Origin of the sequence: Streptomyces sp. NPDC048211, from assembly GCF_043202315.1 — a bacterium.
Taxonomy (GTDB): Bacteria; Actinomycetota; Actinomycetes; order Streptomycetales; family Streptomycetaceae; genus Streptomyces.
On the sequence record NZ_JBIDAD010000003.1, the window covers coordinates 510,184 to 535,274 of the forward strand.

Here is a 25,091-nt window from a genome sequence, read left to right on the forward strand (position 1 = left end):
TCAGGACCGCTCCGGCCGGAAGCGCACCGAGGGACGCCCCTGCGGGCCGTCCGGTGTCACCACTGCCCGCACCCGGTAGACGTCGGCGATGAGCTCCTCCGTGATCACTTCCGCCGGGGTGCCGCCCGCGACCACGCGCCCGCCGTTCATGACCACGATCCGGTCGCAGAACATAGCGGCCAGGTTCAGGTCGTGCAGAGCGACGACAGCGGTCAGGGGCAACGAGGTGACCAGGGAAAGCAGTTCCAGCTGGTGCTGAATGTCCAGGTGGTTGGTCGGTTCGTCGAGCAGGAGTTCCTGTGGCTGCTGGGCCAGCGCGCGGGCGATCTGCACCCGCTGGCGCTCACCGCCGGAGAGCGTGTGCCACGACTGGTCCCGGCGTGCGGCGAGACCGGTCCGCTCCAGGGCCTCCCGCACCGCGCTCTCGTCCGCAGCGGTCGGCGCCGACCAGGCGCGCCGGTGCGGGATGCGGCCCAGGCGTACGACGTCCACGACGCTCAGCTCGACCTGGGTGACCGCGTGCTGGTCGACCACCGCAAGGCGTCGGGCCACGGTGCGGCGGCCGAGGGCGGCCAGCGGTTCGTCGTCGAGGGTGACCACGCCCGCGTCCGGGGCGAGGACTCCCGCCAGGATCCGCAGCAGGGTGGACTTCCCGGAGCCGTTGGGGCCGATCAGCCCGACGGTGGCGCCGGGCGGCGGGGCGATCGACACACCGTCGAGGATGAGACGGCCGCCCGCCTCCCTGCTGACCCGGCCGGCCCGCAGGCCGCCGGGGACGGTCCCGGTCACGGGGACCGCCGTGTGCGGTGGAGCACCAGCACGAAGGCGGGCACCCCGATCAGTGCGGTGACGACGCCCACCGGAACCTCCTGCGGGTCGAGTACGGTCCGGGCGAGCGTGTCGACCCAGACCAGGAAGACGGCCCCGGCAAGCGCGGTGACCGGCAGCAGCCTGCGGTGTCCCGAACCGGTCAGCGCACGGGCCGCGTGCGGCAGCACCAGTCCGACGAACCCGATGGCACCGGCCGAACTCACGAGTGCGGCGGTCAGCAACGCGGTCGTGCACAACAGGACGATCCGGGTACGGCCGACGTGGACGCCGAGGGCCGCTGCCGCGTCCTGGCCGAAGGCGAAGGCGTCGAGCGTGCGGGCGTGGCCGAGGCAGATCAGCAGCGTCACGGCGAGCACGGCGGAGCAGATCCACACATCGCCCCATCCGACGCCGCCGAGCGAGCCCAGCAGCCAGAACAGCACCCCGCGGGTCTGTTCGGCGTCGGCGGCGGTCATCACGACGAAGGAGGTGAGCGCGGAGAAGAGCTGCATGGCCGCGACCCCCGACAGGACGACCCGGTCGGTGCTGCCGCCGAGGGTGTGGCTGAGCAGCATGACCAGGGCGAAGGAACACAACGCCCCGATGAACGCCCCGGCCGAGAGGGAGACCGCTCCCCCGCCGACGCCGAGGACAACGACCACGACCGCGCCGGTCGAGGCCCCGGAGGAGACCCCGAGGACGAACGGGTCGGCGAGCGGGTTGCGCAGCAGCGACTGCATGACGGTGCCGCAGACCGCGAGCCCCGCACCGCAGACGGCGGCGAGCAGGGTGCGGGGCATGCGCAGGTTCCAGATGATGCCGTCGCGGATCGGGCTGATCCGCGAGTCGCCCGCTCCGAGGTGGGAGGCGACCGCGGACCAGACGTCGGCGACGGAGATCCGGGCCGGGCCGATGGTGACGGCGACGGCGACGGACAGGGCGAGCAGCACGAGTCCGCCCGCCCACAGGAGTCCTTCGCGGATACCCCGGACGCGGGGCCCGGCGGGCGCGGCCGTGTCCTCGCGCGCGGCCGCGGCCTGTTCGGTGTCCGTCACCCGGCGAGCCCGAAGGTGCGCAGGCCGGCGGCCACGCGCTCCACGCCTTCGACGGTCCGGATGGTCGGGTTCATCGCCTGGCCGCTGAGCAGTACGTAACGCTTGTGCCGGACGGCGTCCATGTTCTTCGTGACGGGGTTGGACTCCAGGAAGGCGATCTTCTTGGCGGCGCTCTCGGCGGTCTGCGACTTGCGGGTCAGGTCGCCGATGACCAGCACGTCCGGGTTGCGGTCGGCGACCGTTTCCCAGTTGATCTGCGGCCATTCCTCGTGCGTGTCGTCGAAGGCGTTCTTCGCGCCGAGCTCCCGGGTGATGATGCCGGGCGCACCGCAGCAGCCTGCCAGGTACGGGGCCTCGGAGTTGGCGAACCAGTACAGCAGCGTGGCCCCGGAGGCGTCGATGCCGCTCGTCGCCTTCCGCACCCGGGCGCGCAGCCCGGCGACGAGCTTCTCACCGCGCTCCGGTACACCGAACACCTGGGCCAGGTCGCGTACTTCGGCGTAGACGCTGTCCATGGTCAGGGCGCCGGTGCGGACCCCGTCGCCGTCCTTGCTGTTGTCCTTGGCGGTGCAGTCGGCGGGCGAGACGTAGGTGGGGACGCCGAGCTTCTCGAACTGCTCGCGGGGGGCGACACCGCCCTTGGCGAGGGTCGATTCGAAGGAGGCGCTGACGAAGTCGGGCTCCTGGTCAAGGACCTTCTCCGACGAGGGGCGGTTGTCGGAGATCCTCGGGACACCCGCGTTGGCCTTCTCCAGGCCCTTCAGTACCGGATCGGTCCAGGTGGCCGTGGCGGCCAGCCGGTCGGCGAGGCCGAGCGAGAGCAGGATCTCGGTCGATCCCTGGTCGACCGGCACGGCGCGCTTCGGCGCCGCGTCCACGGTGACGGTCCGTCCGCAGTTCTTCAGGATCACCGGATAGCCTTCGCCTCCGCCGGACTTGGCGGCGGAGCTGTCCGTGCCGCCGCCGCAGGCGGTCAGCAGGATCAGTGCGGCGGTGAGCAGGGCGGCGGAGCGGGCGGGGCCGGCTATGGGCGGCACGGAGTACCTCGGCGTCTCTGGGCCCATGCGCGGGGCCCGGTGTACGGAGTTCCGCGGCCCGGTACCGGACCGCGGGTGCCAGCAGGTCTTCGGACTCGGGTTCGCGCGGACGGGACGCCTTCCCGGGAAACCGTGGGTCTCCCAGTGGCCGTGGCCCCGCCCGTCCCCCTCACCGCTGCGCGTCAGTTCCGGATTCGCACCGGATTCCCTGACCCCTACGTGGAGTTCGACTGGCTCCGGGCACGCTACCACGGCCCTCCGCGCAGCTCAGCGGCGGTGCGGCCGGCTGACACGGGCCTGCCGCCGCGGGCGCCGGAGCGGTGCCGTGCACCGCCCCGGCGCCGGCGCGACCGCGCAGCGCCTCTCCGGCTACACCTTGCGGCGAACCGATTCGCCTGCGTGGCCGCGCTCTCCCCCGCACCACCGTGAGAGCACGGCCGGGGTCCCCCAGAAGGCCAGCAGGACGAACCGGACGCCCAGACCGCGCACCGTGTCCGCCGCCCGGCGCGGCAGCACGGCGGTCTCCTCTCGCGGTGTGCCCGTCATCGCTGGCCCCCGGCGGGTTCTCCGGCCGGGGCCGTGTGCCAGGACGCGCCCGGGTCGTCGTACGCGTCCGTATAGCGGGCTCCCGCGATGGGCCAGTCGGCGAGCAGTTCCCCGGGCAGCGCGAAGGACTCGGCCAGTTCCGGCAGATGACCGCTCACGGCGGCGACGAGCCGCTCGACGGCGTCGGTCAGCCCGTCGACCTGGCCGGCGGTCAGGTGGCCGGCGGCCAGCAGGTCCCCGCTGTGGCGCGCGACCCGGCGCAGCGCGAACAGCCGGGCCAGTTCGTCAAGACGCTCGCGGTCCTCACCGGGAGGCAGAGCCGCGAGCGCGCTCTCGTACGCGAGGGCCGCCTGCCGGACCGCATGGGCCTCGACCCCCCGCAGTGCGGGCCCGGAGGCCGCGTTCCAGCGCTCCAGCGGGCCGCCGTGCGGCACCCGTGCCATCCGTGCGGCCGCCCGGTCGAACCAGATCCGCTCCACCAGAGCCAGGAGCCGGACGAGGAACCGCAGATCGGTGAGGTCACCGCTCGCCCGACCTGCGGCCGGTTCCTCCTGCGCTGTCGCCCGTGCCGCGTCGAAGAGCAGTCCGGCGGCCGCCCGGGAGTGGATGGCCAGGTTGTCGCCCTCGGCGGTGATGGCGCCCTCGATCCCGGTGACGAGTTCGGTCATCCCGTTGTTCTCCAGCAGCCCCTGGGCACCGCACCGCTCCCGGCACTCGACGATCACCGACCGGGCCTGCCAGGTGATCCATCCCTTGGCGATGTCGACCAGCCGCTCGGCGGTCTCCCGCTCCGCGGGAGGCCGCGCCGCAGCCCGTTCCCAGCGGTCCAGGACGCGCCGGTGCAGCAGGCTCATCGCGAAGACGGCGGCCATGGCCTCGGCGAGCGGGCCGTGGTGGCTGCGGTGGGCGATCACCGGCACCGGCGGCGCCGAGCGGCTCCCCGAGACGAAGCGGTGGCCCCCGTAGCGGACGGCGATGGCCAGCGTGACGCGGGCCGAGCCCACCGCACTGGCGCTCATACAGATCCGGCCCGTGGTGACCCGTCCGATCGAAGCGAGGAAGCGTCGTCGGCGCCCCTCGGTGTCGCTGCGGAACACCCCGTCGCCGCCGACCCGCCCCTGGGCGCCGCCGAGCAGCGCCCCGCGGTCCACGAAGACCTGGTCGAAGGAGGTCAGGCAGTGGTCGACCGGACTGCCCATCCGTGCGGGGAGCCGGCGCACCCGGATCCCGGGCAGGGCCCGGGAGGCGTCCGTGAGCGGCACCAGCAGCAGGAAGACCCCCTGGTCCACGCCGTCGACGAGCAGCCGGGCGGCGACGAGTCCCGACTTGGGGCCGCCGGCCGGGCTGGTGTTGGGCATGAACTTCTGGGCGCCTGCGTGCGGGGTGTGCAGCACGAACCCGTCCCGGCTGGGATCGTAGGTGGCGGTCGTCTCGACGGCGGCCGCGTCATTGCCGTGGGCCACCTCCGTGCAGAGGAAGGTGCCGATCCGCCGCAGCTGGAGATAGTCCGACAGATCGCGTGGGCTGTCGGCGTCGTGGTCGAGGAGGCTGCCGAGGAAGAGGTTGTAGTGGATGCCCGCGACCGTGGCGAGCGCCGGGTCCACCGGGGCGAGCCATTCGTGCAGAGCGGCCAGGGCGCGTGGGTCGGCGGCCGGGCGGGCGGCGCTGTCCAGTGCGCCGTTGAGCGCGCGAAGCCGCGCGTGGGCGAGGGCGAGCCGCTCGTCGGAGGTGGGGCCGGAAGCGGGGCTGACGGGGCGGCGGAACGGCTCGGTGGCGACGAGCCGACGCCAGAACCCGTGCTCGCGGCGGGCGTCCGGACCGAGGAGCACGGTGGAGAGCAGGCCGGAGAACGGCCGGGTTCCGGCTCCCGAGGGGCCGGCGCTGTTGAGAATGGTGGTCATACAAGCGGGAACGATCAGAAAACGTCCAGGACACCCCATAACCGGCGCCCAAAATCGATTCTCCCCTGCCCGGCCGCGTCACCGGCTCCACTGCCCCGGCGACCGCCCGTCACCCGTATGCAGCAACCCGCCGCGCTGTGCGGCCGACCAGGACATCCCCTTGGTTCATGGAACGCCACCCCGGTCAGTCGCCCGCACCGGACGAGCACGCCGAACTGGAAGCCCTGCGCGCCCGGGTGGCGCAGCTGGAGATCCAGGCCCCCGCCCGCTCCCGGCCGCGCCTGCGCTCCTTCTTCGCTGCCCTGTTGATCCTGGTGGCGGCTGTGCTCACCCCGTTGAGCATCGTGTCGAGCTGGGCGAGCGACGTCGCCGGGGACACGGACCGCTATGTGGGGATGATGGAGCCGCTGGCCTCCGATCCCGATGTGCAGGCGGCGGTGACCACCCGCGTCACCGATGCCGTCATGGCCCATCTGGACATCGACGCGCTGCTCGCGGACGTCGCTCCGGCCGACCGGCCCGTGGTGGACAAGGCGCTGCGCAGGCTCGGCGATCCGCTCACCGCGGGCGTCACGAACTTCGTCCACGGGGCCGTGGAGAGGTTCGTGACCAGCGACGAGTTCGAGCGGGTGTGGAGCAACCTCAACAGGTCCGCCCACGCCTCCGTCGTGAAGGCGCTGACCGGCGAGGGCGGCGGCGCGGTGAAGCTGACCGACGACACCGTCACCCTGGACCTCGCCCCGGTCATCGACCGGGTGAAGCAGCGCCTCGTCGACCGCGGCCTGGCGGTCGCCGGGAAGATCCCGGAGATCCACACCGACTTCACGATCCTGACCTCCGACTCGGTCGGCAAGGCCAAGCGGGGTTTCCGGGCGCTCGAACTCCTCGGATTCTGGCTTCCCGTGGTCACTGTGGTGGTGGCGGCGGGCGGGGTGCTGCTCGCGGTTCGACGCCGGCGGGCCCTGGTCACCGCGGCGCTCGCGGTCGCGGCGGGTGCCGCACTGCTCGGGATCGGTCTGTGGGCCGGACGCGCCTTCTATCTCGACAGCCTTCCGGGGGACGTCTCGCAGCCGGCGGCAGGCTCGGTCTTCGACGCCCTGGCCGGCTATCTGCGTGCCGGGGTCCGGCTGGTGGTGACCGTCGGCGTCGTGGTGGCGCTCGCCGCCTGGCTCACCGGCGAGGGCCGCGCCGCGACCCGGGTCAAGGCGATGTGGAGCGGTGGCATCGGAGCCGTACGGGATGCGGCCGGAGTCACCGGCGGTCCGGTCGGCCGGTGGGTGCACCGGGCCAGGCGGCCGCTGAACTGGACGGTCGTCGTGGTGGCCGTCGCGGTGCTGGTGGCGTGGGACCGGCCGACGGGCCTCGTCACGGTGTGGATCGCCCTGTGCGCCCTGTTCGCCCTGGCCGTGGTCGAGTTCCTCGACGACGACAGCACACCGCATCTGGCGTCACCGGCCTGAGGGCTGTGGCGGCGGGGCGGCCCTGTAACGCCCGAGTAACGGACGGCGGGTACAACAGTGCCGTGCCGGTGACGGCTGGGCGGTGAGGAATGGGCAGCATCTCCGGAGCCACCGCTCCAGCATCTCCTCGTCGGTACGAGGGCGGTGCCGCCGTTCCCGTGGGGGGTGACGGGGGCACCGCCCGGTTCACATCCGGCTCAGTGCCGCGTCCAGTTCGGTCCCGTCGGGCGGGTTGGCGCCCGCCCGGCCGACGGTGACCGCCGCCGACGCAGCCGCGTGCCGCAGGACGTCCCTCATCGTGGCCCGGTCCACCGCGCGCAGTCGTTCCCGGCCGGAGGCGCCGAGCAGTCCGTGTGCCGCGAGTGCGTGCAGGGTGCCGGACATGAACGCGTCACCCGCCCCCACCGTGTCGACGACCTCGACCGGGAGCGCATCGACGGTCACCGGCCCCCCGGGCAGGACCGCACATGCTCCGTCCCCGCCCCGGGTGACGAGGACGACGGCCGGGCCGGTGGCGAGCCACCGCTCGGCGGCCTTCACCGGGTCCTGGCCCGGATACAGCCACTCCAGGTCCTCGTCGCTGGCCTTGACCACGTCGCTGAGGGCGACACAGCGCTCGGCTCTGCGCACGGCGGCCTCGTGGTCCCCCATCAGCGCCGGCCGCACATTGGGGTCGTAGCTGACGGTCGCCCCCGTCCGCAGCGATTCGACGGCCGCGACGACGGTGGCCGCACCCGGCTCCATCACCGCCGCGATCGACCCGGTGTGGAGGTGCTGCGGCGCCCTGTCCAGCGAGACCGCGCCGAGCGTCCAGGTGATCTCGAAGGTGTACGCGGCCCGGCCGATGCCGTCCAGGGCCACGACGGCGGACGGGGTGGGGGCGGCGGAGCCGTCCGTGCGGACGTCGACCCCGGCTCCGGTCAGGTGGTCGCGGATCAGCCGCCCGTTCTCGTCCGCCCCGAGCTGGGTGAGCAGCGTCGCACCGTGTCCGAGCCTGGCCAGGCCGTACGCGACATTGGCCGGGCTGCCTCCCGGGTGGACCCGGTCGGCCGCGTCCGGCGACCGGACGATGTCGGCGACGCATTCGCCGATGACCAGCAGGTCGAATCTGTCGAGCATGAAGGTGGGGTCTCCTGTTGTGCGGTGGCGTGGGCGTCCGGGCAGAGGTCACCGCCCGCGAACGCGTTGAGCCCGATCCTGCCGTGTCCGGAGCGCTCGGGTCCGCAGCGGGGGCGGAGCGCCCGCGATCGCGTCGAGGTCCAGCGGGGCGGCCCGCGCGAGCGTGCACGGCCGCGCAGGGCCCGGCGCTGTGAACGGCGAGGCCGGCCCGGGTGCGCCCCGCATCCTCGGTTACGCCTCCAGCGCGTCGGCCACGAGCGCCAGGAACCGCGCGTGGGCGTGCGCGCTGCACACCGGCTCGGGGTTCCAGGGCACGATCCGCGCGGAGCGCTCGACCGACGCCCAGTGCTCGTTGGTCCGGAGCTCGCCGAGCGGAGTGGCGTTGGCCCGGATGTCGGCGAGCACGACGGCCGGACGCAGCGCGGCGGCCTGCCCCCAGCCGACCGTCGACCAGTTGGCGCCGGGCCCCTCGGCGGGTTCCACCAGACCGACGCCGAGTTCGGCGAGCACCCGCAGCTCGGGCCACATGCGGGGGCGGGCCAGGTGCGCCTGCTCCTGGCCGGCCGGGGACAGCGCGAGGACCCGCGCCCTGTCCGGCCCCGCGGTGAGTGCGCGCAGCCGTGCCCGGGCCGCGTCCAGCTCCTGCGTGGCCGCCGCGGGCTCCTCGGCGCCGAGCGAGCGTGCCAGCTCGGCGAACCGGTCACCGATCTCGGCGAGGGTGCGCGCCTGGCCCACGTCGATGACGACGACCGGGACGTGCCCCTCCAGGTGCTTGGCCGTTTCCGGATCGAGGCCGTAGACCTGGCCGCCGCCGTAGCTGACGGCGACCACGAGGTCCGGTTCTCCGCTCAGCAGCGCGTCCACGTCCAGCGTGGTGCCGGCTCCGGCGTAGGCGATGTCGGCCAGGGGCAGCGATCCCGTCTTCGCCGCGTCCGGCACGGCGGGGTCGTCGTGCCCCGAGCCGAATATCCCGCTCGGGCGGATGCCGTGGTCCCATAAGGTCGCACCGGCCTGGACGTAGGCGAGTACCCGGGCCGGGCGCCGCCCGGCCGTCGCCACCTGCCCACGGTCGTCGGAGAACTGCCACACGGTCTGCTCGCTCACGTCACACGCCTCTCGCCACGCCATGCCCGCCCCCGTCGGGGGGGGCTCGTCCAGGACTACCTGCCCAGCGAAACCCCGTGGCACCCGCGGCACCTGGGACGGACTACAGGTCCGCCGCCGTGGAGCGCACCAGGTAGCTGACCGGGCCCGGGTCCGGGACCTCGACCTCGGCGAAGCCGAGCCGGTCGTAGAAGGCCCTGGCCGGGGTGTTCGCCGTGAGCATGGACAGGTGAACGCCCTTGACACCCTTGGCGTTCAGGGCAGCGAGGAACGTGCGCATCAGCTCCCTCCCGTACCCCTTGCGCTGCCAGTCGGGCAGCAGGTCGATGTGCAAGTGGGCCGGGTGGTCCGCGAGTTCGGGCAGGACCATCCGCTCCGGGTTGTGCAGGAGGCCGATCATCTCGTCGCTGGGGCTCTGCGCCTCACCGTCCGGCCGCGGGTACCGGTCCTCGACGAGGGGCAGCCAGCGCGTGCGGAACTCCGTCACGAAGCGGGGCGTGTCGGCCGTCCCGAGGATGTAGCCGACCGCCCGGCCCGTGCCGTCGTCGATGACGAAGGCCAGGTCGGGTTCGAGGTACGCGTACGGCGCGGCGAAGATCGACGGCATCAGTTCCGGGTCCGGGTACAGGTGCCGGGAGTCGCCGCCGTTGTCGGCCGTCCTCACGCAGATGTCGGCGAGGGCGGCGCGGTCGTCGGATCGGTAGGCCCGTGGGCCGGGGAGGAGGGTCACCGCCTCATCCTGCCGAACGTGAGAGCGCTCCCACAAGAGGTTCGGGGAGATCGCGCGACGGCCGGTGCGGGCCGGACCGGCGGCGGCCGTCAGTCGTTGACCGCGGTCAGCAGCACCACGGCGTCCTCCAGCGCGAGCAGCCCGTGCCGCTCCTGGGGGATGGGATGCAGGAGTCCGGCGGCCAGTTCCACGTCACCGGACGCGGCCGTGAGCCGCACCGAGCCGCGCAGTACCTGGAGGGAGGCCGCGGGCGGTGCGTTGTGCTCGTCGAGGGCGCGGCCCGAGGCCAGCGCGATGACGGTCTGGCGCAGCGGGTCCTCGTGGAGCAGGAGGTGGGCACTGCGGCCGTGCGGGGAGGTACGGGCCGCGGCCAGGTGTTCGTCGGCCAGGGCATTCAGATCGTTCGGAGCGTCCATATGCCCCACTCTGCCGCAGCCCCCGCTCCCCCGCGATCCTGCCGGACCCGGCCGTGCGCCGTACACGGCCGGGTCCGTCGGCAGGTGGGTCTTCGGCCGGACCGTCAGGCCCGCAGCCAGACCGCGGTGTCCTGCGGCAGCCTCCCCGCAGGGTCGAGTGGGCCACTGGCCAGGAGGACCTCGGTGTGCGCGGGCAGTCCGGCGGCCTCGGGGGCCAGATTGACCACGCAGAGGAGACCTTCGGTCCGGGCGAAGACGAGCACTCCCGGCCCCGCGTCCAGCCAGGTCAGCCGGTGTATCCCGGGCTCACCCGCCGTGTCGAACCCCGGTTCGGTCCGCCGCAGCCGCAGCGCCTCGCGGTACAGGCTGAGCATCGACTCGGGGTCGTCGGCCTGGAGGTCGGCCGCGTACGCGGCCCAGCCGGCCGGCTGCGGGAGCCAGGGGGCGGTGGTGGCGCCGAATCCGGCGTACGGCTCCTGCGCCGACCAGGGCAGTGGTACCCGGCAGCCGTCGCGTCCCGGGTCGGTGCCGCCCTTGCGGAAGTGCATCGGGTCCTGGATGCGGTCCAGCGGGATGTCGGCCTCCGGCAGTCCGAGTTCCTCGCCCTGGTAGAGGTAGGCCGCGCCGGGCAGGGCCAGCGAGAGGAGTGCGGCCGCGCGGGCGCGCCGGGTGCCGAGGGCGAGGTCCGTGGGGGTGCCGAAGGTCTTCGCGGCGAAGTCGAACCCGGTCTCCTTGCGGCCGTAACGGGTGACGGTGCGGGTCACGTCGTGGTTGCACAGGACCCAGGTGGCCGGTGCGCCGACCGAGGCGTGCTCGGCGAGCGTGTCGTCGATCGCGGTCCGCAGCAGCGCGGCGTCCCAGGGGCAGGCGAGGAAGTTGAAGTTGAAGGCGGTGTGCAGTTCGTCGGCCCGCAGGTACCGGGCGAAGCGCTCGCTGTCCGGGAGCCATACCTCGCCGACGAAGACGCCGCCGAACTCGTCGGCTATGGCGCGCCAGGAGCGGTAGATGTCGTGCAGTTCGTCGCGGTCGACGAAGGGGTGCGGGTCGCTGCCCCGGACGAAGTCGGGCAGGGCCGGGTCCTTGGCGAGCAGGGCCGCCGAATCGATCCGTACGCCCGCCACCCCGCGCTCGAACCAGAAGCGCAGTACGTCCTCGTGTTCCTGGCGGACCGCCGGGTGCGCCCAGTTGAGGTCGGGCTGCTCGGTGGCGAAGAGATGGAGGTACCACTCCCCGTCGTCCAGCCTGGTCCAGGGCGTGCCCCCGAATTCGGAGACCCAGTCGTTGGGCGGGATCTCGCCGTCGTCGCCGCGGCCGGTACGGAAGTGGAAGAGGTCGCGCTCGGGGCTGCCGGAGCCGGCTTCGAGGGCGGCCCGGAACCACGCGTGCTGGTCGGACACGTGGTTGGGCACGATGTCGATGATGGTGCGGATGCCCAGTTCGCGGGCCTCGGCGATCAGCTTCTCGGCCTCGGCGAGGGTGCCGAACGCGGGATCGATGGTGCGGTAGTCGGCCACGTCGTAGCCGCCGTCGGCGAGCGGCGAGAGGTACCAGGGGGTGAACCAGAGTGCGTTCACGCCCAGTTCGACGAGGTAGGGCAGCTTGGCCCGGACCCCCGCGAGGTCGCCGGTGCCGTCACCGTCGCCATCGGCGAAGCTGCGTACGTAGATCTGGTAGATGGCGGCGTCTCGCCACCAGTTCGCGGTGGCCTCGGACGGACGGTTGGCTGCCACGTGACGTTCCTTTCGGGCAGGTGGTACTCCGCCGCCGGCCCGGTGAGCGGGGCAGGACGGGAGGGCCGGCGGCGGAGTGCTGAGGGGAAGGCGGCGGGTCGGGACTCCGGCCGGGCGGGCGCGGTCCCGGAGGGGTCTACCCCTTGAGGCCGCCGGCGGTGAGACCGCCCATGATGTTGCGCTGGAAGAGCAGGAAGATGAGCAGCGTCGGGATCGACGCGATGGTGAGAGCGGCGATGAGCACGTTCTCGGGTACGCCGCTGGCCAGCGAGTAGATGCCCACGTTCAGGGTCTGCTTGCCCGGGTCGGGCAGGGTGAGCATCGGCCAGAGGAAGTCCTTCCACACTCCGACGACGGCGAAGATGGAGACGACGCCGAGGATCGGCCGGGAGATCGGCAGGACGATCGACCGGAGGGTGCGCAGGGGCGACGCGCCGTCGATGGCGGCGGCATCGAGGAGTTCGCGCGGGATGGAGTCGAAGAACCGCTTCAGCAGGAAGATGTTGAAGGCGTTGGTGACCGACGGGAGCCAGATCACCCAGGGCGAGTTGACCAGATTGCGCTGGAAGACCGGGACGTCCAGGACGGTGAGGTACTGGGGCACGACCAGCACGGTGGCCGGGATCATCAGGGTGGCCAGCATCATCCCGAGGATGACCTTGCCGAACACCGGCCGCAGCTTGGACAGCGAGTACGCGGCCGCGACGTCGAAGACGAGCTGGAACGCGAGCGCCCCGAAGGCGTAGTACAGGGTGTTGAACAGCAGCTTGGACAGGTCCATCACGGTCCAGGCCTGGCTGTAGTTCTCGGTGTGGAGGGAGCTGGGGAAGGCCGTGGGCGGGCTCTGCACCGCCTCCTGGGTGGTCTTGAGGCCACCGGTGACCATCCAGTACAGCGGCCCGAGGAAGACCACCGTGAACAGGATGATCACGAGGGTGAAGACGATCCAGTAGAAGGCCTTGCCGCGGGGCCTGCCGAGCTGGGCCGGTGAGATCAGGGTCCGCTGGCGTCCGAGGTCGGCGGGACGTGCCGCCCTGCGCCGGCCGGTCTTGCGTACGTCGCTCCCGCGCCGGGAGACAAGCGTGTTCGATGCCATGGTCGTGCTCCCGTCCTAGTCTTCGCTGCTGCGGCTCAGTCGTACGTACACCGCGGAGAATCCCGCGAGGACGACGAGCAGGACGAGGCCGAGTGCCGCCGCGCTGCCGTAGTTGTTGAAGTTGAAGGCGTATTGGTAGATGAGGTAGACGACGGTGGTGGTGGAGCCCTCCGGGCCGGCTCCGTTGGTGAGCAGGAACGGCTCGGTGAAGACCTGCATCGTGGCGATGACCTGCATGAGCAGGAGCAGGGAGAGGATGAGCCGGGTCTGCGGGATGGTGACGTGCCAGACCTTGCGCAGGAGCCCGGCGCCATCCAGTTCCGCGGCCTCGTACAGCTCTCCGGGGATGCCCTGCAGTGCGGCCAGGTAGATCAGGGTGGCGCCGCCCATGTTCATCCAGGTCGCCGCGATGACGACGGAGAGCATGGCGGTGTCGGTGTCCTGGAGCCACTGCTGGGCGGGCAGATGGAAGATGTCCAGGATGCGGTTGAAGAGTCCGTATCCGGGGTCGTAGAAGTACTTGAAGAGCAGGACGGAGGCGACCGGCGGCAGCATCACGGGGAGGTAGACCAGCAGCCGCAGGTAGCCCTGCCCGTGCCGGAACTCGTTGAGCACGACGGCGACCACGAACGGGACTACGAAGCCGAGCAGCAGCGCGAGCACCGTGAACAGCAGGGTGTTGCGCCAGGCCTGCCAGAAAGCCGGGTCGTTGAAGACGTAGGTCAGGTTGGACCAGCCGGCCCAGGTGGTCTTGCCGTCCTCGGTCTTCTGGAAGGCCAGAACGAATTCCCTGACCATCGGATACCAGGAGAAGAGCGAGAAGCAGAGCACCGCTCCGATCAGGAAGCCGTGCGCGGAGATGTTGCGGCGCACGGTGCGCAGGAACTCCTCGCGGGCGGAGTTCCGGCGGACGGGGCCTGGATGTCCCGGACGAGGCAGGGGCGCCTTGTGGGAGGACAGGGTAGGGGCCGACATGGTGTGTCTCCTCGGTGCAGGTGAACTCAGGGGGGCGGAATGCGGGACCGGGTCCGCGTGACCCGGTCCCGCGCGTCCGTTACTGGTTCGCGAGGACCTGGTTGACCTGCTGCTCGGCGGTGGAGAGCAGCTTGTCGATGTCCGCGTCCTTGTTGGTCAGCACGCCGGACATGGCGTTGTCGAGGATCTTGTAGATCTCCTGCGCCTTCGGCGGTTCGGCCTTGCCCTGGACGGGGTTGTCCATGAACGCCTTGAAGTTCTCGATGGGCATCGACGCGTTGGTGGTGCGCGACGCGTCGTCCTTGGCCTTGCTGTCACCCAGGAAGAAGTTCGGCTGCGGAAGCCCGACGGGCAGCTTGTCGGCCTTGGTGCGGGCCCAGTCGAACTGTCCCTTGCCCGGCGAGAGGTTCTTGAAGTTCAGCCAGGCGACGGCGGCCTTGATCTGGTCCGGCGAGCTGCCCTTCTTGATCAGGTAGTTGTTGCCGCCGAAGAGGGTGCCCTTGGCGCCGGGGATCGGGCCCAGGCCGAAGGTCTCGTACGAGGCGCCGAGCTGCTGCACCATGTAGGCGATGTCGTCGGGGGCGGCGAGGAACATGCCGAGCTTGTCGCTGGCGATCTGCTTCTGGAGGTCGCCCCATTTCAGCAGCTGGGTCTTGCCCATGCTGTCGTCCTCCCAGCGCATGTCGTGCAGCTGCTGGAGGACCTGCTTGCCGGTGGCGTCGTTGAAGGCCGCCTTCTTGCCGGACGCGTCGACGACGTCACCGCCGAGGCCGAACTGGGTGGCGGCGAAGTGCCAGCCGCCGTTGTTGCCGGCGCTGTACTCGCCGTAGCCGGAGATGCCCTTGCCCAGGCCCGCGATCTTCTTGGCCGCGGTGCGGACCTCGTCCCAGCTGGCCGGCGGCTTGTTCGGGTCGAGACCGGCCTGGGTGAACAGCTTCCGGTTGATCATCAGACCCATGGTGTAGTTGCTGGTCGGCAGGCCGTAGAGCTTGCCGTCCTTGCGCGCCACGTCGACGACCTGGGGCTGTATGTCCTTGAGCGCGGGCACGGTCTTGTCCGTGACGTACGCGGAGATGTCCTCGGCACCATCGTTGTCCAGCACCTGCTGGAGGTCGCTGAAGTACGCGTAGAAGACGTCGGGTTGCGACTTCCCCTTCAGCATGGCGGTGAAGCGGGGCGGCTCGTTGCACTGTCCGGGGGTGGACTTCCCGTTGATCTTGACGTTCGGGTAGGTCTTGTTGAACGTCTTGATGTCCTCGTTCCACTCGCGCAGTTCCGCGGCCTTGGCCGCCGGCGGCATGCAGTCGATCGAGATCGTCACCTTCGCCTTCGGGTCGAGCGGGGCGGAAGGGTCGGACGATCCCTTGGACGCACTGTTCGAGTCCTCGTCCTTGCTGCTGCTCGTGCCGCAGGAGGCGAGCGAGGTCAGGGCAAGTGCGGTGACAAGGGCAGCCGCGGAGGCACGGCTGATACGGCGTGTGCGGCGCAACCCAGCACTTCTCATCGATGGTCCCCTTTGGGCATGAGCGTGGATGGCCCTCGGCCGACTCTCTGCCGGGGCGAGGCACACTCAACCAGCGCCGACATGTGAACGCAATATCTCGCGCAGTTTTCGTAAAAGTTTGACAGCACTGCGCACGCGGCGTGCGGCCACCAGCGTGCGCACAGCACGGAGCGCCGTCCGGCGTACCGGACGGCGCCCTTGGATGCGGTGCGGACTACGGGTTGATGTTGATCTTCATGGTGGACGTCGTGTTCCTCACGTCCAGGGCGTTGCCGCTCAGCTTCAGGCCGTTGAACGTGACCTCACCGACGGCGGGCCCCTGGCCGGCCTCGGGCATCTCGTTGGCCCACAGTCCGAAGCCGGACTTGGCGTCGTAGGCGTCGCCGCTCTTGCGCGCGCCGGAGATCGAGATGTCGGTCAGGATCGTGTCCTTGATGGGGAACTGGGGCTGTCCTCCTACGTAGTTGGTCTGGAACATGATGCCGCTGTACGTCGGGTCGACGATGTCCACGTGGTTGATCCGGATGCCCTGGAAGACCTTGGAGGCGGAGAACAGCCAGATGCCGGGGAAAGTCTGCGACCCCCAGAAATGCCCGCCGGAGCGGAGCACCGAGACGTTCTCGACCGTGGTCGGATCGGTCCCGAAGCCGTTCATCGGGTAGCCGAAGTCCAGCGAGCTGACCGTGATGCCGGAGTAGACCAGGGTGTCCGCGATGAGGATGTTGCGGAAGGTGTTGTTGTACCCGCCGTAGACGGCGACACCCGCGGCCCGCCAGGTCAGCAGGGAGGTGAGGTTCTCGTAGACGTTGTTCTTCATGTCCGCGCCGCCGGAGTCGATCGCCGAGAACAGCGCGAAGCTGTCGTCGCCGGTGGCCCGGGACTCGTTGTTGAGAACGTGGTTGTCCGTCGAACCGTTGGTCATGTTGATGCCGTCGGCGAACGTGTTCCGGATGCGGGAGTTCTTGATGGTGATGCTGTCGGTGTTGGCCCCCCAGTAGAGGCACACCTGGTGCTCGTTCCAGACGTTGTCGATCACGATATCCGAGACGTTGGAGAAGTCGAACACCTTGCCCGGGCCGTCGATGCGCGAGGTGTAGTTCCCGAAGTACGCGAAGTTCGCGAACGACGAGCCCTTGGCGCTGGCCTCGGCACGGAAGCCGTTGTCCGTGTTCTCCTGGCCGGAGGGTGCGTAGAACCTGGTGTACCAGGGACCCGCGCCGACGACCTTGACGGCCTTGCCGTAGACCTGGAACTTGCTCGCGGTCTGGTAGTCACCGGCCGGCAGGTAGACGCCGACCAGCTTGCCCGTGGTGTCCATCCGGACCTTGTCCAGGGCGTTCTGGACGTCCTGGTGGGTGAACCCGGCGGGAACGGTGTAGGCGGCCGGGTCCGGGTTCGGGATCTGGGTCGCCTGCTCCAGGCTGATGAAGTCGATCGCGTACGTGCTGGTGTTCGCGGCGTCCTTCTGGAGCCGGATCTTGCTGCCGGCCGGGACGGTCTTGCCCAGCAGCATGTTCGCCTCGTCGTAGATGTGCCGCGGCGAGCCCGACCCCGGGGAGTTGCCCGGTCCGGTCTCGGCGCCGTACAGCCACGCGTACTTCGAGGTGAGGTCGATCGCCTTGAGGAAGGTGCCGTCCACGTAGACGTTCAGCTTGGAGTCGATGCCGCCGCCGCCCGCGGAATCCGGGATGGAGAAGCGGGTCACCAGGGAGTTGGTGCTCGCCCTGGTGGTGAACTCGACGTAGTTGCCAGTGCTGTTGAGGGTGACGGCCTTACGGCCGGACGCCTCGCCCGCGACGTCGCCGACGGTCCTGTTCGGGCCGACGACCTGCGCGCCGCCACCGGTGACCCCGTCCTCCGCCTCGTACATGTCGTACGGCATGTTGGCGCCGCGTCCGACGAAGAGGGAGCTGGTGGCGGTGTTGTTCGCGCGCTTCACCGGGAGTTCGTTGGTGTCGTCCGCGATCACCGTCTTCACGGAGTACGAGCCGTTGACCGCGGTCCAGCTGCCCAGGTTCACCGGGGCGCCGGTCGCGCCCGCGGCTATCGCCCCGGTGTAGGTGCCCGTGAGGGTCTTCACCGTGGCACCCTTGGAGTCGAGCAGGGTCAGCGTGACGGCATGGCCGCCGCCGGCGGAGGCCACCGAACCCTGGTTCTTGATGGCGACCGAGAAGGCGACGTTCTGCCCGGCCGACGGTGCCGAGGGGGAAGTGCTGACGCCGGTCGAGACCAGGTCCGAGCTGGCGACCGGCTTCACGACCAGGCCGGCCGCGCTGGTGTAGGTGTTGTCGGTCTCGTTCTGCTCGATGACCTCGCCTCCCGGGTCGGCGACCGCGCTCAGCGCGTACGTGCCCGCGTCGCGCGCGCCGATGTCGGCACTGACCTGGGTGGAGGCCCCGCCCGCCAGCGCGCCCACGGACGCGGTGGCGACCTTGGAGCCGCCGAGCCGGAACTCGACCTTGCTGGCCGGCGCCGCGACCGAACCGCTGTTGCGCACCGTCGCGGTGAGCGTGACCGGGTCCGACTCGACGGGCGCGGCGGGAGCCGCCGTCACCGAGCTGACCTGGAGGTTCGGGTTGGGAGCCGGAGCGCCCAGCACCTGGAACTCGGCGACCTGACCGGCACCCGATCCGGTGTTGGAGTTGAACTTCAGCTGGACGTCGGCGACCCGGCCGCCGACCGGAATGGTCACCGTGTTGCCGCTGCCCGGACTGAACGCGTAGTCCTTGGCCGCGACCAGGCTGGTGAACGCCGAGGCACTCTGCTCCCGGCCGAGCACCTGGATGTTCTGGGTCCTGGCGCCCCAGCTGCTGTCCGGGTTGAGCTTGACGACGACGTTCTCGGTGTCGGCGTTGGCACCCAGCTTCACGGTCAGCGTGTTGGGGTAGCTGCCCCCGGCGCCTTCCCAGTAGGTGGTCACGCTGTTGTCGTTGGCGTTCTCCGCGACGAACGTGTGGACCACGGACGAGGCGGTGATGGGCTTGCCGACCGCGAGGTTGGACGCCGTCCCGGTGCTGCCGTTGCGGGTGACGGTGTTGCTGTCGCCCGACACGTTGCCCGCCGCGTCCTTGGCCCGGACGGTGTAGGAGACCGTGGTGCCGGCGGACTGGGTGTCGGTGTACGTGGTGACATCGCCGGCCACGCTCTTGCGCAGCACGTTGTTGGCGTAGATGTCGTACCCGGTGACGCCCTTGTTGTCGGTGGACGCCTGCCAGACCAGCTTGATCTGGCCGGCGGTCGCCTCGGTGAAGCTCAGGTTGGCCGGTGCGGTCGGCGCCTGGGTGTCACCGGTACTCCCGGTCCTGGTCACGGTGTTGCTGTTCGCCGAGGCGTTGCCCGCCGCGTCCTTGGCGCGGACGTAGTACGACACGGTGGAGCCGGCCGGGCGGGTGTCGGTGAACGTGGTGACGTTGCCCGCCACACTGGTGAGCAGCGCGTTGTCGGCGTAGATGTCGTAGCCGGTGACGGCGGTGTTGTCCGTCGAAGCGTTCCAGGTCAGTTTGATCTGACCGGTGGCCGGTTCGGTGTACGCCAGTTGGGTGGGTGCCGTCGGCGCCTGGGTGTCACCCGACTCGGGTCCGTAGATCTCCAGCTCGGAGACCTGGGCGCCCGGCTGGACGGTGTTGGCGCTGACGAGCACGCGCACATAGCGGGTGGTGGTGGCGTCGAAGGAGATCGTGGCCGTCTCACCGGCCGTGGGGCTGAAGGTGTACGCCTTGGGCTGCGTCAGGTCGCTGAAGTCCGAGCCGTTGGCGCTGCCCTGGATCTTCAGCGTCTGGCTGCGGGTCTCCCAGCCGTCCGGTAGCCGGAAGACCACACGGTCGACCCGCACCGAGGACCCCAGGTCGGCCTGGATCCACTGCGGCAGTTCGCCGTTGCGGCTCTCCCAGTAGCTGGCCGCGTTGCCGTCGTTGGCGTGGGCAGCGATGTACGTCTGGGTGTAGCTGCTGGCCGTGAGCGTACGGCCGGCCGCCAGGTTCACCGACGACTCGGCGGCCGCTCGAACCTCCAGCTCGGCCAGCTGGCCGTTCTTCGACGCGGTGTTCGCGGTGATCTCCGCCCGTACGAACCGGGCCCGGGTGGCCGGGACGTCGATGGTCACCTGGTTGGAGCTGCCCGGCGCGAAGGTGTAGGCGGCCGAGGTCTTCAGTGTGGTGAAGCTGGTGCCGTCGGCGCTGCCCTGGAGCGAGAGCGTCTGGCGGCGGCTCTTCCAGTCCGCGGGGAGTTTCAGCGTGACCCGGTCGATGCGGGTGACCTTGCCCAGATCGCTCTGCACCCATTGGGGCAGCGCGCTTCCCGCCCCTTCCCAATAGGTGGACGGGTCTCCGTCCGCGATGTTCCCGGCAGCTCTGCCGCTGCCGGCACTGCTCGCCGCCGTCCTGTGACCTGCGGCGATGTTCGGCCCGCCGGCCGCCGACGCGTTGAGCGCCGGCCAGCCGACCACCAGCAGGCTGGTGGTGACGGCGGCGGAAAGGGCGCGCCATCTCCAGCGTTGGGTTCTCATCTGTCCCCGATCTTCGGCCTCGGCGCAGGGCGCGACCAAGGCGCGGCTCTGTCTGCGTACCTGCGGCAGCATTGGATTCCTGCAGCAACAGGATGGACTTTTGCGTTTTGCGGTCAGAGAGTTGCAGAGAATTGAGAGCGAGTCCACTGTTGCGGCAGAAGAGGAATCCTCGACCGACCAGACAGGTGCGCCTCAACTAACCTGACATTCATGGCATTTGACCGATCGAAGGGCAGAAGTACGGACACCCGGCTTTCCCGCAAGGAATGTGCGCTCCGATGAAAGGCTTTGAGCGGTTCCAGCTCGGAAGGGTGCGAGATAATGGCCGACGGCCCGTCCGCCGAGCGTAGGATCGGGCCGTTCGTACACCCGAGACCTCATGAGAGACCTCTGCCCGGTGACGGAGTCGGCGTGGGGCGCGCGTCCCCGCTCCACGCCAGCACTGGACGGTTCCAGGCGATGACCACGGGTCGGCACATCAGGACGCCGACGACCCCGGGTGGCCCGCCCCGCCGGGCAGCGAAAGAGACGCGCCGTGCCGTCGGCGACCTATCTCACCCTGCTCCGCATCCCCGGGGCCGTAGCCTTCTTCCTCACCGCCACCACCGGCCGCCTGGGCATCGCCATGACCAGCCTCGGCATCATCTGGCTGGTCCACGGCCGAACCGGCTCCTACGCCACGGCCGGGCTGGTGACCGGCGCCTTCGCCGTCGCCGAGGCGCTGGCCGGTCCCCAACTCGCCCGGCTGACCGACCGCTTCGGCCAGACCCGTGTACTGCCACCCGTTCTCCTCGCCCACGCCGGCGCCGTGACCTCGCTCCTGGCCCTCGTCGAAAGCGGCAGCCCGCACGCACTGCCGACCGCGGCCGGAGCGCTGGCGGGCGCCACGATCCCGCAGCTCGGCGCGCTGTCGTCCGCCCGCTGGTCGGCACTGCTGCGCGGCGAGCGGGCCGAGGCACTGCCCACCGCCTTCGCCCTGGAATCGCTCGGCAACGGACTGTGCTACCTGACCGGGCCGGCCCTGGTCACCGCGGTCGCGGCGAGCGGCGACCCGGCACACGGCATGGTGCTCGCCACATCCTTGGTGGTGGGCGGCGGGCTGGCCTTGGCCGCGCAGGGCCGCACGGCGCCTGCGACGACGGCCGACGCCACTCGGCGCAGGCGCGCGGGCCGTTCGCTGCTGCGGCCCGGATTCGCCGTTCAGGTCGGTGTCAACCTCGTCCTGGGCCTTCACTTCGGCGCCATGCAGGTCTCGGTGACGGCCTTCGCCGCGCAGCACGGCGCGGCAGACGCCGCCGCGCCGCTCTACGCGGTGTCGAACTGCGCCGGCCTGCTGGCCGGCTGGCTCTACGGCCTGCGCCGATGGCGGGGCGCACCTCGGGCACAACTGTCCATTGCGTCCGCCTGGCTGGCCCTCAACTGCCTGCCCCTGTTCGTCGCCGACTCGATTCCGGTGATGGGGCTCGTGCTCGCTGTCACCGGCCTGGCCATACCCCCGATCCTGGTGCTCTCCTCGGTGCTCACCACGGCAGCTGTGGACCGGGCCGCCCTCACCCAGGCGTTCACCTGGCTGAATTCGGCCAGCGCCGCAGGTTCTGCCGGTGCGGCAGCGCTGTCCGGGCGCGCGGTGGACGTGTACGGCGCGAACGGCGGCTTCGCGATCGCCTCGGCGGCTACGGCGACGATGGCCGCCCTGGCCGCGGCCCACGCGCGCGCGGCGTGGGGCCGCCGTACCGGCTCCGGACTCCCACCTCACCGACCGATGAGGTGATCACGGCTTGAGTAACGGGCCAAAGTCGCGTGCCACGGCTTCATGAAGAGCGGGCCGCGGCCGTGGGCCACGGCCGCATCAGGAGCGGGGCCCATGGCCGCGGGCCCCGCTCGTCCCCTCCGATTCCGTACGCCCGCCGGTTCAGCCCGCCGGGCTCCAGCGGTATCTGACGTCCGGCTCGTTCTCCTCGTTCCGGCTGCCGTCGTCGAAACCGACGGCGGTGAATCCGTGCCGCTCGTAGAAGGCCCGGGCATCGGCATTGCGCTGGAAGGTGTACAGGGCAAGCCCCTGCGGGCTGCGTTCCCTGGCCTTGGCCAGTAGCTGCGTTCCGATGCCCCGCCGCCGCATGTCGGGCCGCAGATAGAGGTGTTCGATCTCGTCGCCGTCGACCGAGACGAAGCCGACCGGCTCCGCCGCTCCCCCGTCCTCCTGGAGCTCGGCCACCCAGACGTCCGTGCCGGGCAGCACGACGTGTGTCATCCAGCCAAGAGTCGCCTCGTCGCTGTGCACCCTCGGCAGGTACGGCAGGGCGGCAGCGCGGGAATCGAGAAGGAGCCGGGTGAGGACGCCCGCGTCCTCGACGCGGGCCTCACGCAGCAGTGCCGCGCCCGAGTACGGCCGGCGGTCCGATGACATACGGGGTCTCCTGTCCGAGGGGGCCGGGCGGCCGGAAAGCCCGCCGCACCTCGTGAGCGCGCCGAACTGGCCACCCCTTGATCGAACATATGCCTGCCCCTGCCCGGACCTCCATAGGATATCGGTGACCGCTCCGCCGTGACACGCCCTCACGGCGCCCTACCCGGCGAAGGAATCGACGTAACGGTGTATCAGCCCGAGATGTTCGCATTCCCCGAGGACGGTCAGCGGATCCCTCCCCTCCGCCTCCCGCCCGGCCTCCCGTCGCTGTGGCTGGTGGACGCGGTGCGCCACGGTGGGATCGCGCGGCGCGTCGCGCCGGAGATCCTCGATGCCGGTGAACTCGCCAGGGCGGCACGCCTGGTCGTCGCGGCCGACCGCGATTGCTACGTCGCCGCGCATGTGGCCCTGAGACTGCTGCTGGGAGCGCGACTGGGGGTCGCTCCCGCCGCCGTGCCCCTCACCCGGGAGGCGTGCCCGTCCTGCGGTGGCCCGCACGGCCGTCCCGTGACCGGAGGCGGTCCGCACTTCTCCCTGTCGCACACCCCTCACATGGCCCTTCTGGCGTTCGCCGACGTGCCGGTGGGGGTGGACGTCGAGCGCATCCCGAAGCCCGGGACCGTGTCCGAGGTCGCCGGTCAGCTGCACCCGGAGGAGACCCGCGAACTCGCGGATCTGCCCGGGGAACAGCGGCCGGCCGCCTTCGGCCGGGTCTGGACCCGCAAGGAGGCCTATCTGAAGGGCGAGGGCATCGGCCTGGCCGGCGGCCTCGCGGCCGAGCACGTGGGCACCGGTCCCCTGCCCCGGCCGGGCCCTGCGGGCTGGAAGATCACCGACGTGGCGGTACCCGCCGGGTACGCGGCGGCGGTGGCCGTCCGTGCGGCGGGGCAGCCGCCCGCCGGTGACGGTGACCGGCGAAAATAGCGGGGCGGGCAGATCGTACCGACCGACCGATACGGAGGAGTGGCAGATGCCGCAGACACGAGCCGGGCAGCAGGCCCGCCCGGAGGACCTGACCGATGTGGCGCGGCTGGTGACGGCGTACTACACGCTGCACCCCGATCCGGCCGAACCGGGCCAGCGGGTCGCCTTCGGCACCTCGGGGCACCGCGGGTCGTCGACGGCCACCGCGTTCAACGAGGACCACATCGCGGCGACGAGCCAGGCGATCAGCGAGTACCGGGCACAGCAGGGAACGGACGGACCGCTCTTCCTCGGCGCGGACACCCACGCACTGTCGGAGCCCGCGCGGGTCACCGCCATCGAGGTGTTCGCCGCGAACGACGTGACCGTGCTGATCGACTCCGAGGACGGCTACACGCCGACCCCCGCGGTCTCGCACGCCATCCTCACGTACAACCGCGGCCGCACGGCGCAGCTCGCCGACGGTGTGGTGGTCACCCCGTCGCACAATCCGCCGGGCGACGGCGGCTTCAAGTACAACCCGCCGAACGGCGGCCCGGCCGGGTCCCAGGCGACCGGCTGGATCCAGGAGCGGGCCAACGAGATCATCGCGGGCGGCCTCAAGGACGTGCGCCGCGTGCCGTACGTCCGGGCGCTGGCGGCGCCGTCGACCGGAACGTACGACTTCCTGGGCAGCTATGTGGCGGACCTGCCGTCCGTGCTCGATCTGGACGCGGTGCGCGCGGCCGGCGTACGGATCGGCGCCGACCCGCTGGGCGGTGCGTCGGTCGCGTACTGGGGCCGCATCGCCGAGCAGCACCGGATCGACCTGACCGTCGTCAACCCGCTCACGGACCCCACCTGGCGGTTCATGACGCTGGACTGGGACGGCAAGATCCGGATGGACTGTTCCTCGCCGTACGCGATGGCCTCGCTGATCGGGCAGCGTGACCGCTACCAGATCGCCACCGGCAACGACGCCGATGCGGACCGGCACGGCATCGTCACCCCGGACGCGGGGCTGATGAACCCCAACCACTATCTCGCCGTGGCCATCAACTACCTGTACACGCACCGGGACCGGTGGCCGGCGGGTGCGGGCATCGGCAAGACCCTGGTGTCGTCCGGCATGATCGACCGGGTCGCCGCCGATCTCGGCCGGCAGCTGGTGGAGGTGCCGGTCGGCTTCAAGTGGTTCGTGGACGGCCTGGCCGACGGCTCGCTCGGCTTCGGTGGCGAGGAGTCGGCCGGGGCTTCGTTCCTGCGCCGCGACGGGTCGGTCTGGACGACGGACAAGGACGGCATCCTGCTGGCCCTGCTCGCTTCCGAGATCCTCGCGGTGACGGGCGATTCGCCGTCCCAGCACTACGCCGCGCTGACCGCCCGGTTCGGTGAGCCGGCCTACGCCCGGATCGACGCCCCCGCGGACCGCGAGCAGAAGGCCGTGCTGGCACGCCTGTCCCCCGAGCAGGTCAGCGCCGACACCCTGGCGGGCGAACCGGTCACGGCCGTCCTCACCTCGGCGCCCGGCAACGGGGCCGCGATCGGCGGGATCAAGGTGACGACGGAGAACGCCTGGTTCGCGGCACGGCCCTCGGGCACCGAGGACGTCTACAAGATCTACGCGGAGTCGTTCCGGGGTGCGGAACACCTCGCCCTCGTCCAGGAGGAGGCCAAGGCCGTCGTCTCCGCCGCCCTGGAGGCCTGACACCGCGGCGTGAGGCCGCCTCCCCTGCTCCGTCCCGAACGGGAACATGGGCCCTGCACGCAGCCTGCCGGCTGGGCACATATCCG

At 71.0% G+C, this 25,091-nt stretch carries 19 protein-coding genes and 1 riboswitch; of the genes, 4 read left to right on the plus strand and 15 right to left on the minus strand.

Annotation, left to right across the window (positions count from 1 at the left end; genetic code table 11):
* From ACGFZA_RS15060 to ACGFZA_RS15080, 5 genes are all read right to left on the minus strand, one after another.
* Positions 1-789 (minus strand): ABC transporter ATP-binding protein, encoded by a 789-nt coding sequence (locus tag ACGFZA_RS15060; protein WP_393679294.1) that lies wholly within the window; start codon positions 787-789, stop codon positions 1-3.
* Positions 786-1,865 (minus strand): FecCD family ABC transporter permease, encoded by a 1,080-nt coding sequence (locus ACGFZA_RS15065; protein WP_393679296.1) that lies wholly within the window; start codon positions 1,863-1,865, stop codon positions 786-788. The genes ACGFZA_RS15060 and ACGFZA_RS15065 overlap by 4 nt, the downstream gene beginning before the upstream one ends.
* On the minus strand, positions 1,862-2,902 hold the full coding sequence (locus ACGFZA_RS15070) for an ABC transporter substrate-binding protein (protein ID WP_393679298.1): 1,041 nt from the start codon (positions 2,900-2,902) through the stop codon (positions 1,862-1,864). Before ACGFZA_RS15070 ends, ACGFZA_RS15065 begins: the two co-directional genes overlap by 4 nt.
* Positions 2,903-2,964: 62 nt before the next feature.
* Positions 2,965-3,152, minus strand: a riboswitch (cobalamin riboswitch).
* Between the two features lie 119 nt (positions 3,153-3,271).
* Entirely contained in the window at positions 3,272-3,448 is a 177-nt protein-coding gene (locus tag ACGFZA_RS15075) for a hypothetical protein (protein WP_393679300.1), read from the minus strand.
* Complete coding sequence (locus ACGFZA_RS15080) at positions 3,445-5,349, minus strand: acyl-CoA dehydrogenase (RefSeq protein WP_393679302.1); 1,905 nt, start codon at positions 5,347-5,349, stop codon at positions 3,445-3,447. The genes ACGFZA_RS15075 and ACGFZA_RS15080 overlap by 4 nt, the downstream gene beginning before the upstream one ends.
* A gap of 167 nt (positions 5,350-5,516) precedes the next feature.
* Between ACGFZA_RS15080 and ACGFZA_RS15085 the strand changes: the two genes are divergently transcribed.
* Positions 5,517-6,809 (plus strand): hypothetical protein, encoded by a 1,293-nt coding sequence (locus tag ACGFZA_RS15085; protein WP_385271320.1) that lies wholly within the window; start codon positions 5,517-5,519, stop codon positions 6,807-6,809.
* A 186-nt stretch (positions 6,810-6,995) separates the two neighbouring features.
* On the opposite strand, the gene ACGFZA_RS15090 is transcribed toward ACGFZA_RS15085, so the two are convergent.
* The 9 genes from ACGFZA_RS15090 to ACGFZA_RS15130 form a co-directional block, all read right to left on the minus strand.
* Positions 6,996-7,928 carry a carbohydrate kinase gene (locus ACGFZA_RS15090; RefSeq protein WP_393679305.1) on the minus strand — a complete coding sequence of 311 codons (933 nt, stop codon included), beginning with the start codon at positions 7,926-7,928 and terminating at the stop codon, positions 6,996-6,998.
* Between the two features lie 231 nt (positions 7,929-8,159).
* Positions 8,160-9,032, minus strand: a complete 873-nt coding sequence (locus ACGFZA_RS15095; RefSeq protein WP_385271326.1) for an ABC transporter substrate-binding protein — start codon at positions 9,030-9,032, stop codon at positions 8,160-8,162.
* 103 nt (positions 9,033-9,135) lie between these two features.
* Positions 9,136-9,762: a GNAT family N-acetyltransferase gene (locus ACGFZA_RS15100; protein WP_393679307.1), complete on the minus strand. Its 627-nt coding sequence runs from the start codon at positions 9,760-9,762 to the stop codon at positions 9,136-9,138.
* An 89-nt stretch (positions 9,763-9,851) separates the two neighbouring features.
* Entirely contained in the window at positions 9,852-10,178 is a 327-nt protein-coding gene (locus tag ACGFZA_RS15105; protein WP_385271332.1) for a cupin, read from the minus strand.
* A gap of 104 nt (positions 10,179-10,282) precedes the next feature.
* Positions 10,283-11,908, minus strand: a complete 1,626-nt coding sequence (locus ACGFZA_RS15110; protein ID WP_393679310.1) for a glycoside hydrolase family 13 protein — start codon at positions 11,906-11,908, stop codon at positions 10,283-10,285.
* 136 nt (positions 11,909-12,044) lie between these two features.
* Positions 12,045-13,004, minus strand: a complete 960-nt coding sequence (locus tag ACGFZA_RS15115; RefSeq protein WP_385271338.1) for a carbohydrate ABC transporter permease — start codon at positions 13,002-13,004, stop codon at positions 12,045-12,047.
* A 15-nt stretch (positions 13,005-13,019) separates the two neighbouring features.
* A complete protein-coding gene (locus tag ACGFZA_RS15120) occupies positions 13,020-13,979 on the minus strand; it encodes a carbohydrate ABC transporter permease (RefSeq protein WP_385271341.1) in 960 nt (319 codons plus the stop codon).
* Between the two features lie 79 nt (positions 13,980-14,058).
* Positions 14,059-15,483: an extracellular solute-binding protein gene (locus tag ACGFZA_RS15125; RefSeq protein ID WP_393679313.1), complete on the minus strand. Its 1,425-nt coding sequence runs from the start codon at positions 15,481-15,483 to the stop codon at positions 14,059-14,061.
* A gap of 214 nt (positions 15,484-15,697) precedes the next feature.
* Positions 15,698-19,987, minus strand: coding sequence for a discoidin domain-containing protein (locus ACGFZA_RS15130; protein ID WP_393679315.1), 4,290 nt, complete (start codon positions 19,985-19,987; stop codon positions 15,698-15,700).
* Positions 19,988-20,522: 535 nt separating this feature from the next.
* On the opposite strand from ACGFZA_RS15130, the gene ACGFZA_RS15135 reads away from it, so the two are divergent.
* Positions 20,523-21,758 carry an MFS transporter gene (locus ACGFZA_RS15135; RefSeq protein WP_393679317.1) on the plus strand — a complete coding sequence of 412 codons (1,236 nt, stop codon included), beginning with the start codon at positions 20,523-20,525 and terminating at the stop codon, positions 21,756-21,758.
* Positions 21,759-21,899: 141 nt separating this feature from the next.
* On the opposite strand, the gene ACGFZA_RS15140 is transcribed toward ACGFZA_RS15135, so the two are convergent.
* Complete coding sequence (locus tag ACGFZA_RS15140; protein WP_385271353.1) at positions 21,900-22,394, minus strand: GNAT family N-acetyltransferase; 495 nt, start codon at positions 22,392-22,394, stop codon at positions 21,900-21,902.
* A gap of 201 nt (positions 22,395-22,595) precedes the next feature.
* Between ACGFZA_RS15140 and ACGFZA_RS15145 the strand changes: the two genes are divergently transcribed.
* The gene (locus ACGFZA_RS15145; protein WP_385271356.1) at positions 22,596-23,318 is read left to right on the plus strand and encodes a 4'-phosphopantetheinyl transferase family protein; all 723 of its coding nucleotides are present in this window, start codon (positions 22,596-22,598) and stop codon (positions 23,316-23,318) included.
* Positions 23,319-23,364: 46 nt separating this feature from the next.
* Complete coding sequence (gene pgm, locus ACGFZA_RS15150) at positions 23,365-25,005, plus strand: phosphoglucomutase (alpha-D-glucose-1,6-bisphosphate-dependent) (protein ID WP_385271359.1); 1,641 nt, start codon at positions 23,365-23,367, stop codon at positions 25,003-25,005.
* Positions 25,006-25,091: the final 86 nt, after the last annotated feature.

Bases quoted from the DNA above. Each gene is read 5' to 3' on its own strand.
- ACGFZA_RS15085 (WP_385271320.1), top strand. From the start codon at position 5,517: ATGGAACGCCACCCCGGTCAGTCGCCCGCACCGGACGAGCACGCCGAA.
- ACGFZA_RS15115 (WP_385271338.1), bottom strand. From the start codon at position 13,004: ATGGCATCGAACACGCTTGTCTCCCGGCGCGGGAGCGACGTACGCAAG.
- ACGFZA_RS15075 (WP_393679300.1), bottom strand. From the start codon at position 3,448: ATGACGGGCACACCGCGAGAGGAGACCGCCGTGCTGCCGCGCCGGGCG.
- ACGFZA_RS15145 (WP_385271356.1), top strand. From the start codon at position 22,596: ATGTTCGCATTCCCCGAGGACGGTCAGCGGATCCCTCCCCTCCGCCTC.
- ACGFZA_RS15090 (WP_393679305.1), bottom strand. From the start codon at position 7,928: ATGCTCGACAGATTCGACCTGCTGGTCATCGGCGAATGCGTCGCCGAC.
- ACGFZA_RS15140 (WP_385271353.1), bottom strand. From the start codon at position 22,394: ATGTCATCGGACCGCCGGCCGTACTCGGGCGCGGCACTGCTGCGTGAG.
- ACGFZA_RS15120 (WP_385271341.1), bottom strand. From the start codon at position 13,979: ATGTCGGCCCCTACCCTGTCCTCCCACAAGGCGCCCCTGCCTCGTCCG.
- pgm (WP_385271359.1), top strand. From the start codon at position 23,365: ATGCCGCAGACACGAGCCGGGCAGCAGGCCCGCCCGGAGGACCTGACC.
- ACGFZA_RS15130 (WP_393679315.1), bottom strand. From the start codon at position 19,987: ATGAGAACCCAACGCTGGAGATGGCGCGCCCTTTCCGCCGCCGTCACC.
- ACGFZA_RS15080 (WP_393679302.1), bottom strand. From the start codon at position 5,349: ATGACCACCATTCTCAACAGCGCCGGCCCCTCGGGAGCCGGAACCCGG.
- ACGFZA_RS15125 (WP_393679313.1), bottom strand. From the start codon at position 15,483: ATGAGAAGTGCTGGGTTGCGCCGCACACGCCGTATCAGCCGTGCCTCC.
- ACGFZA_RS15105 (WP_385271332.1), bottom strand. From the start codon at position 10,178: ATGGACGCTCCGAACGATCTGAATGCCCTGGCCGACGAACACCTGGCC.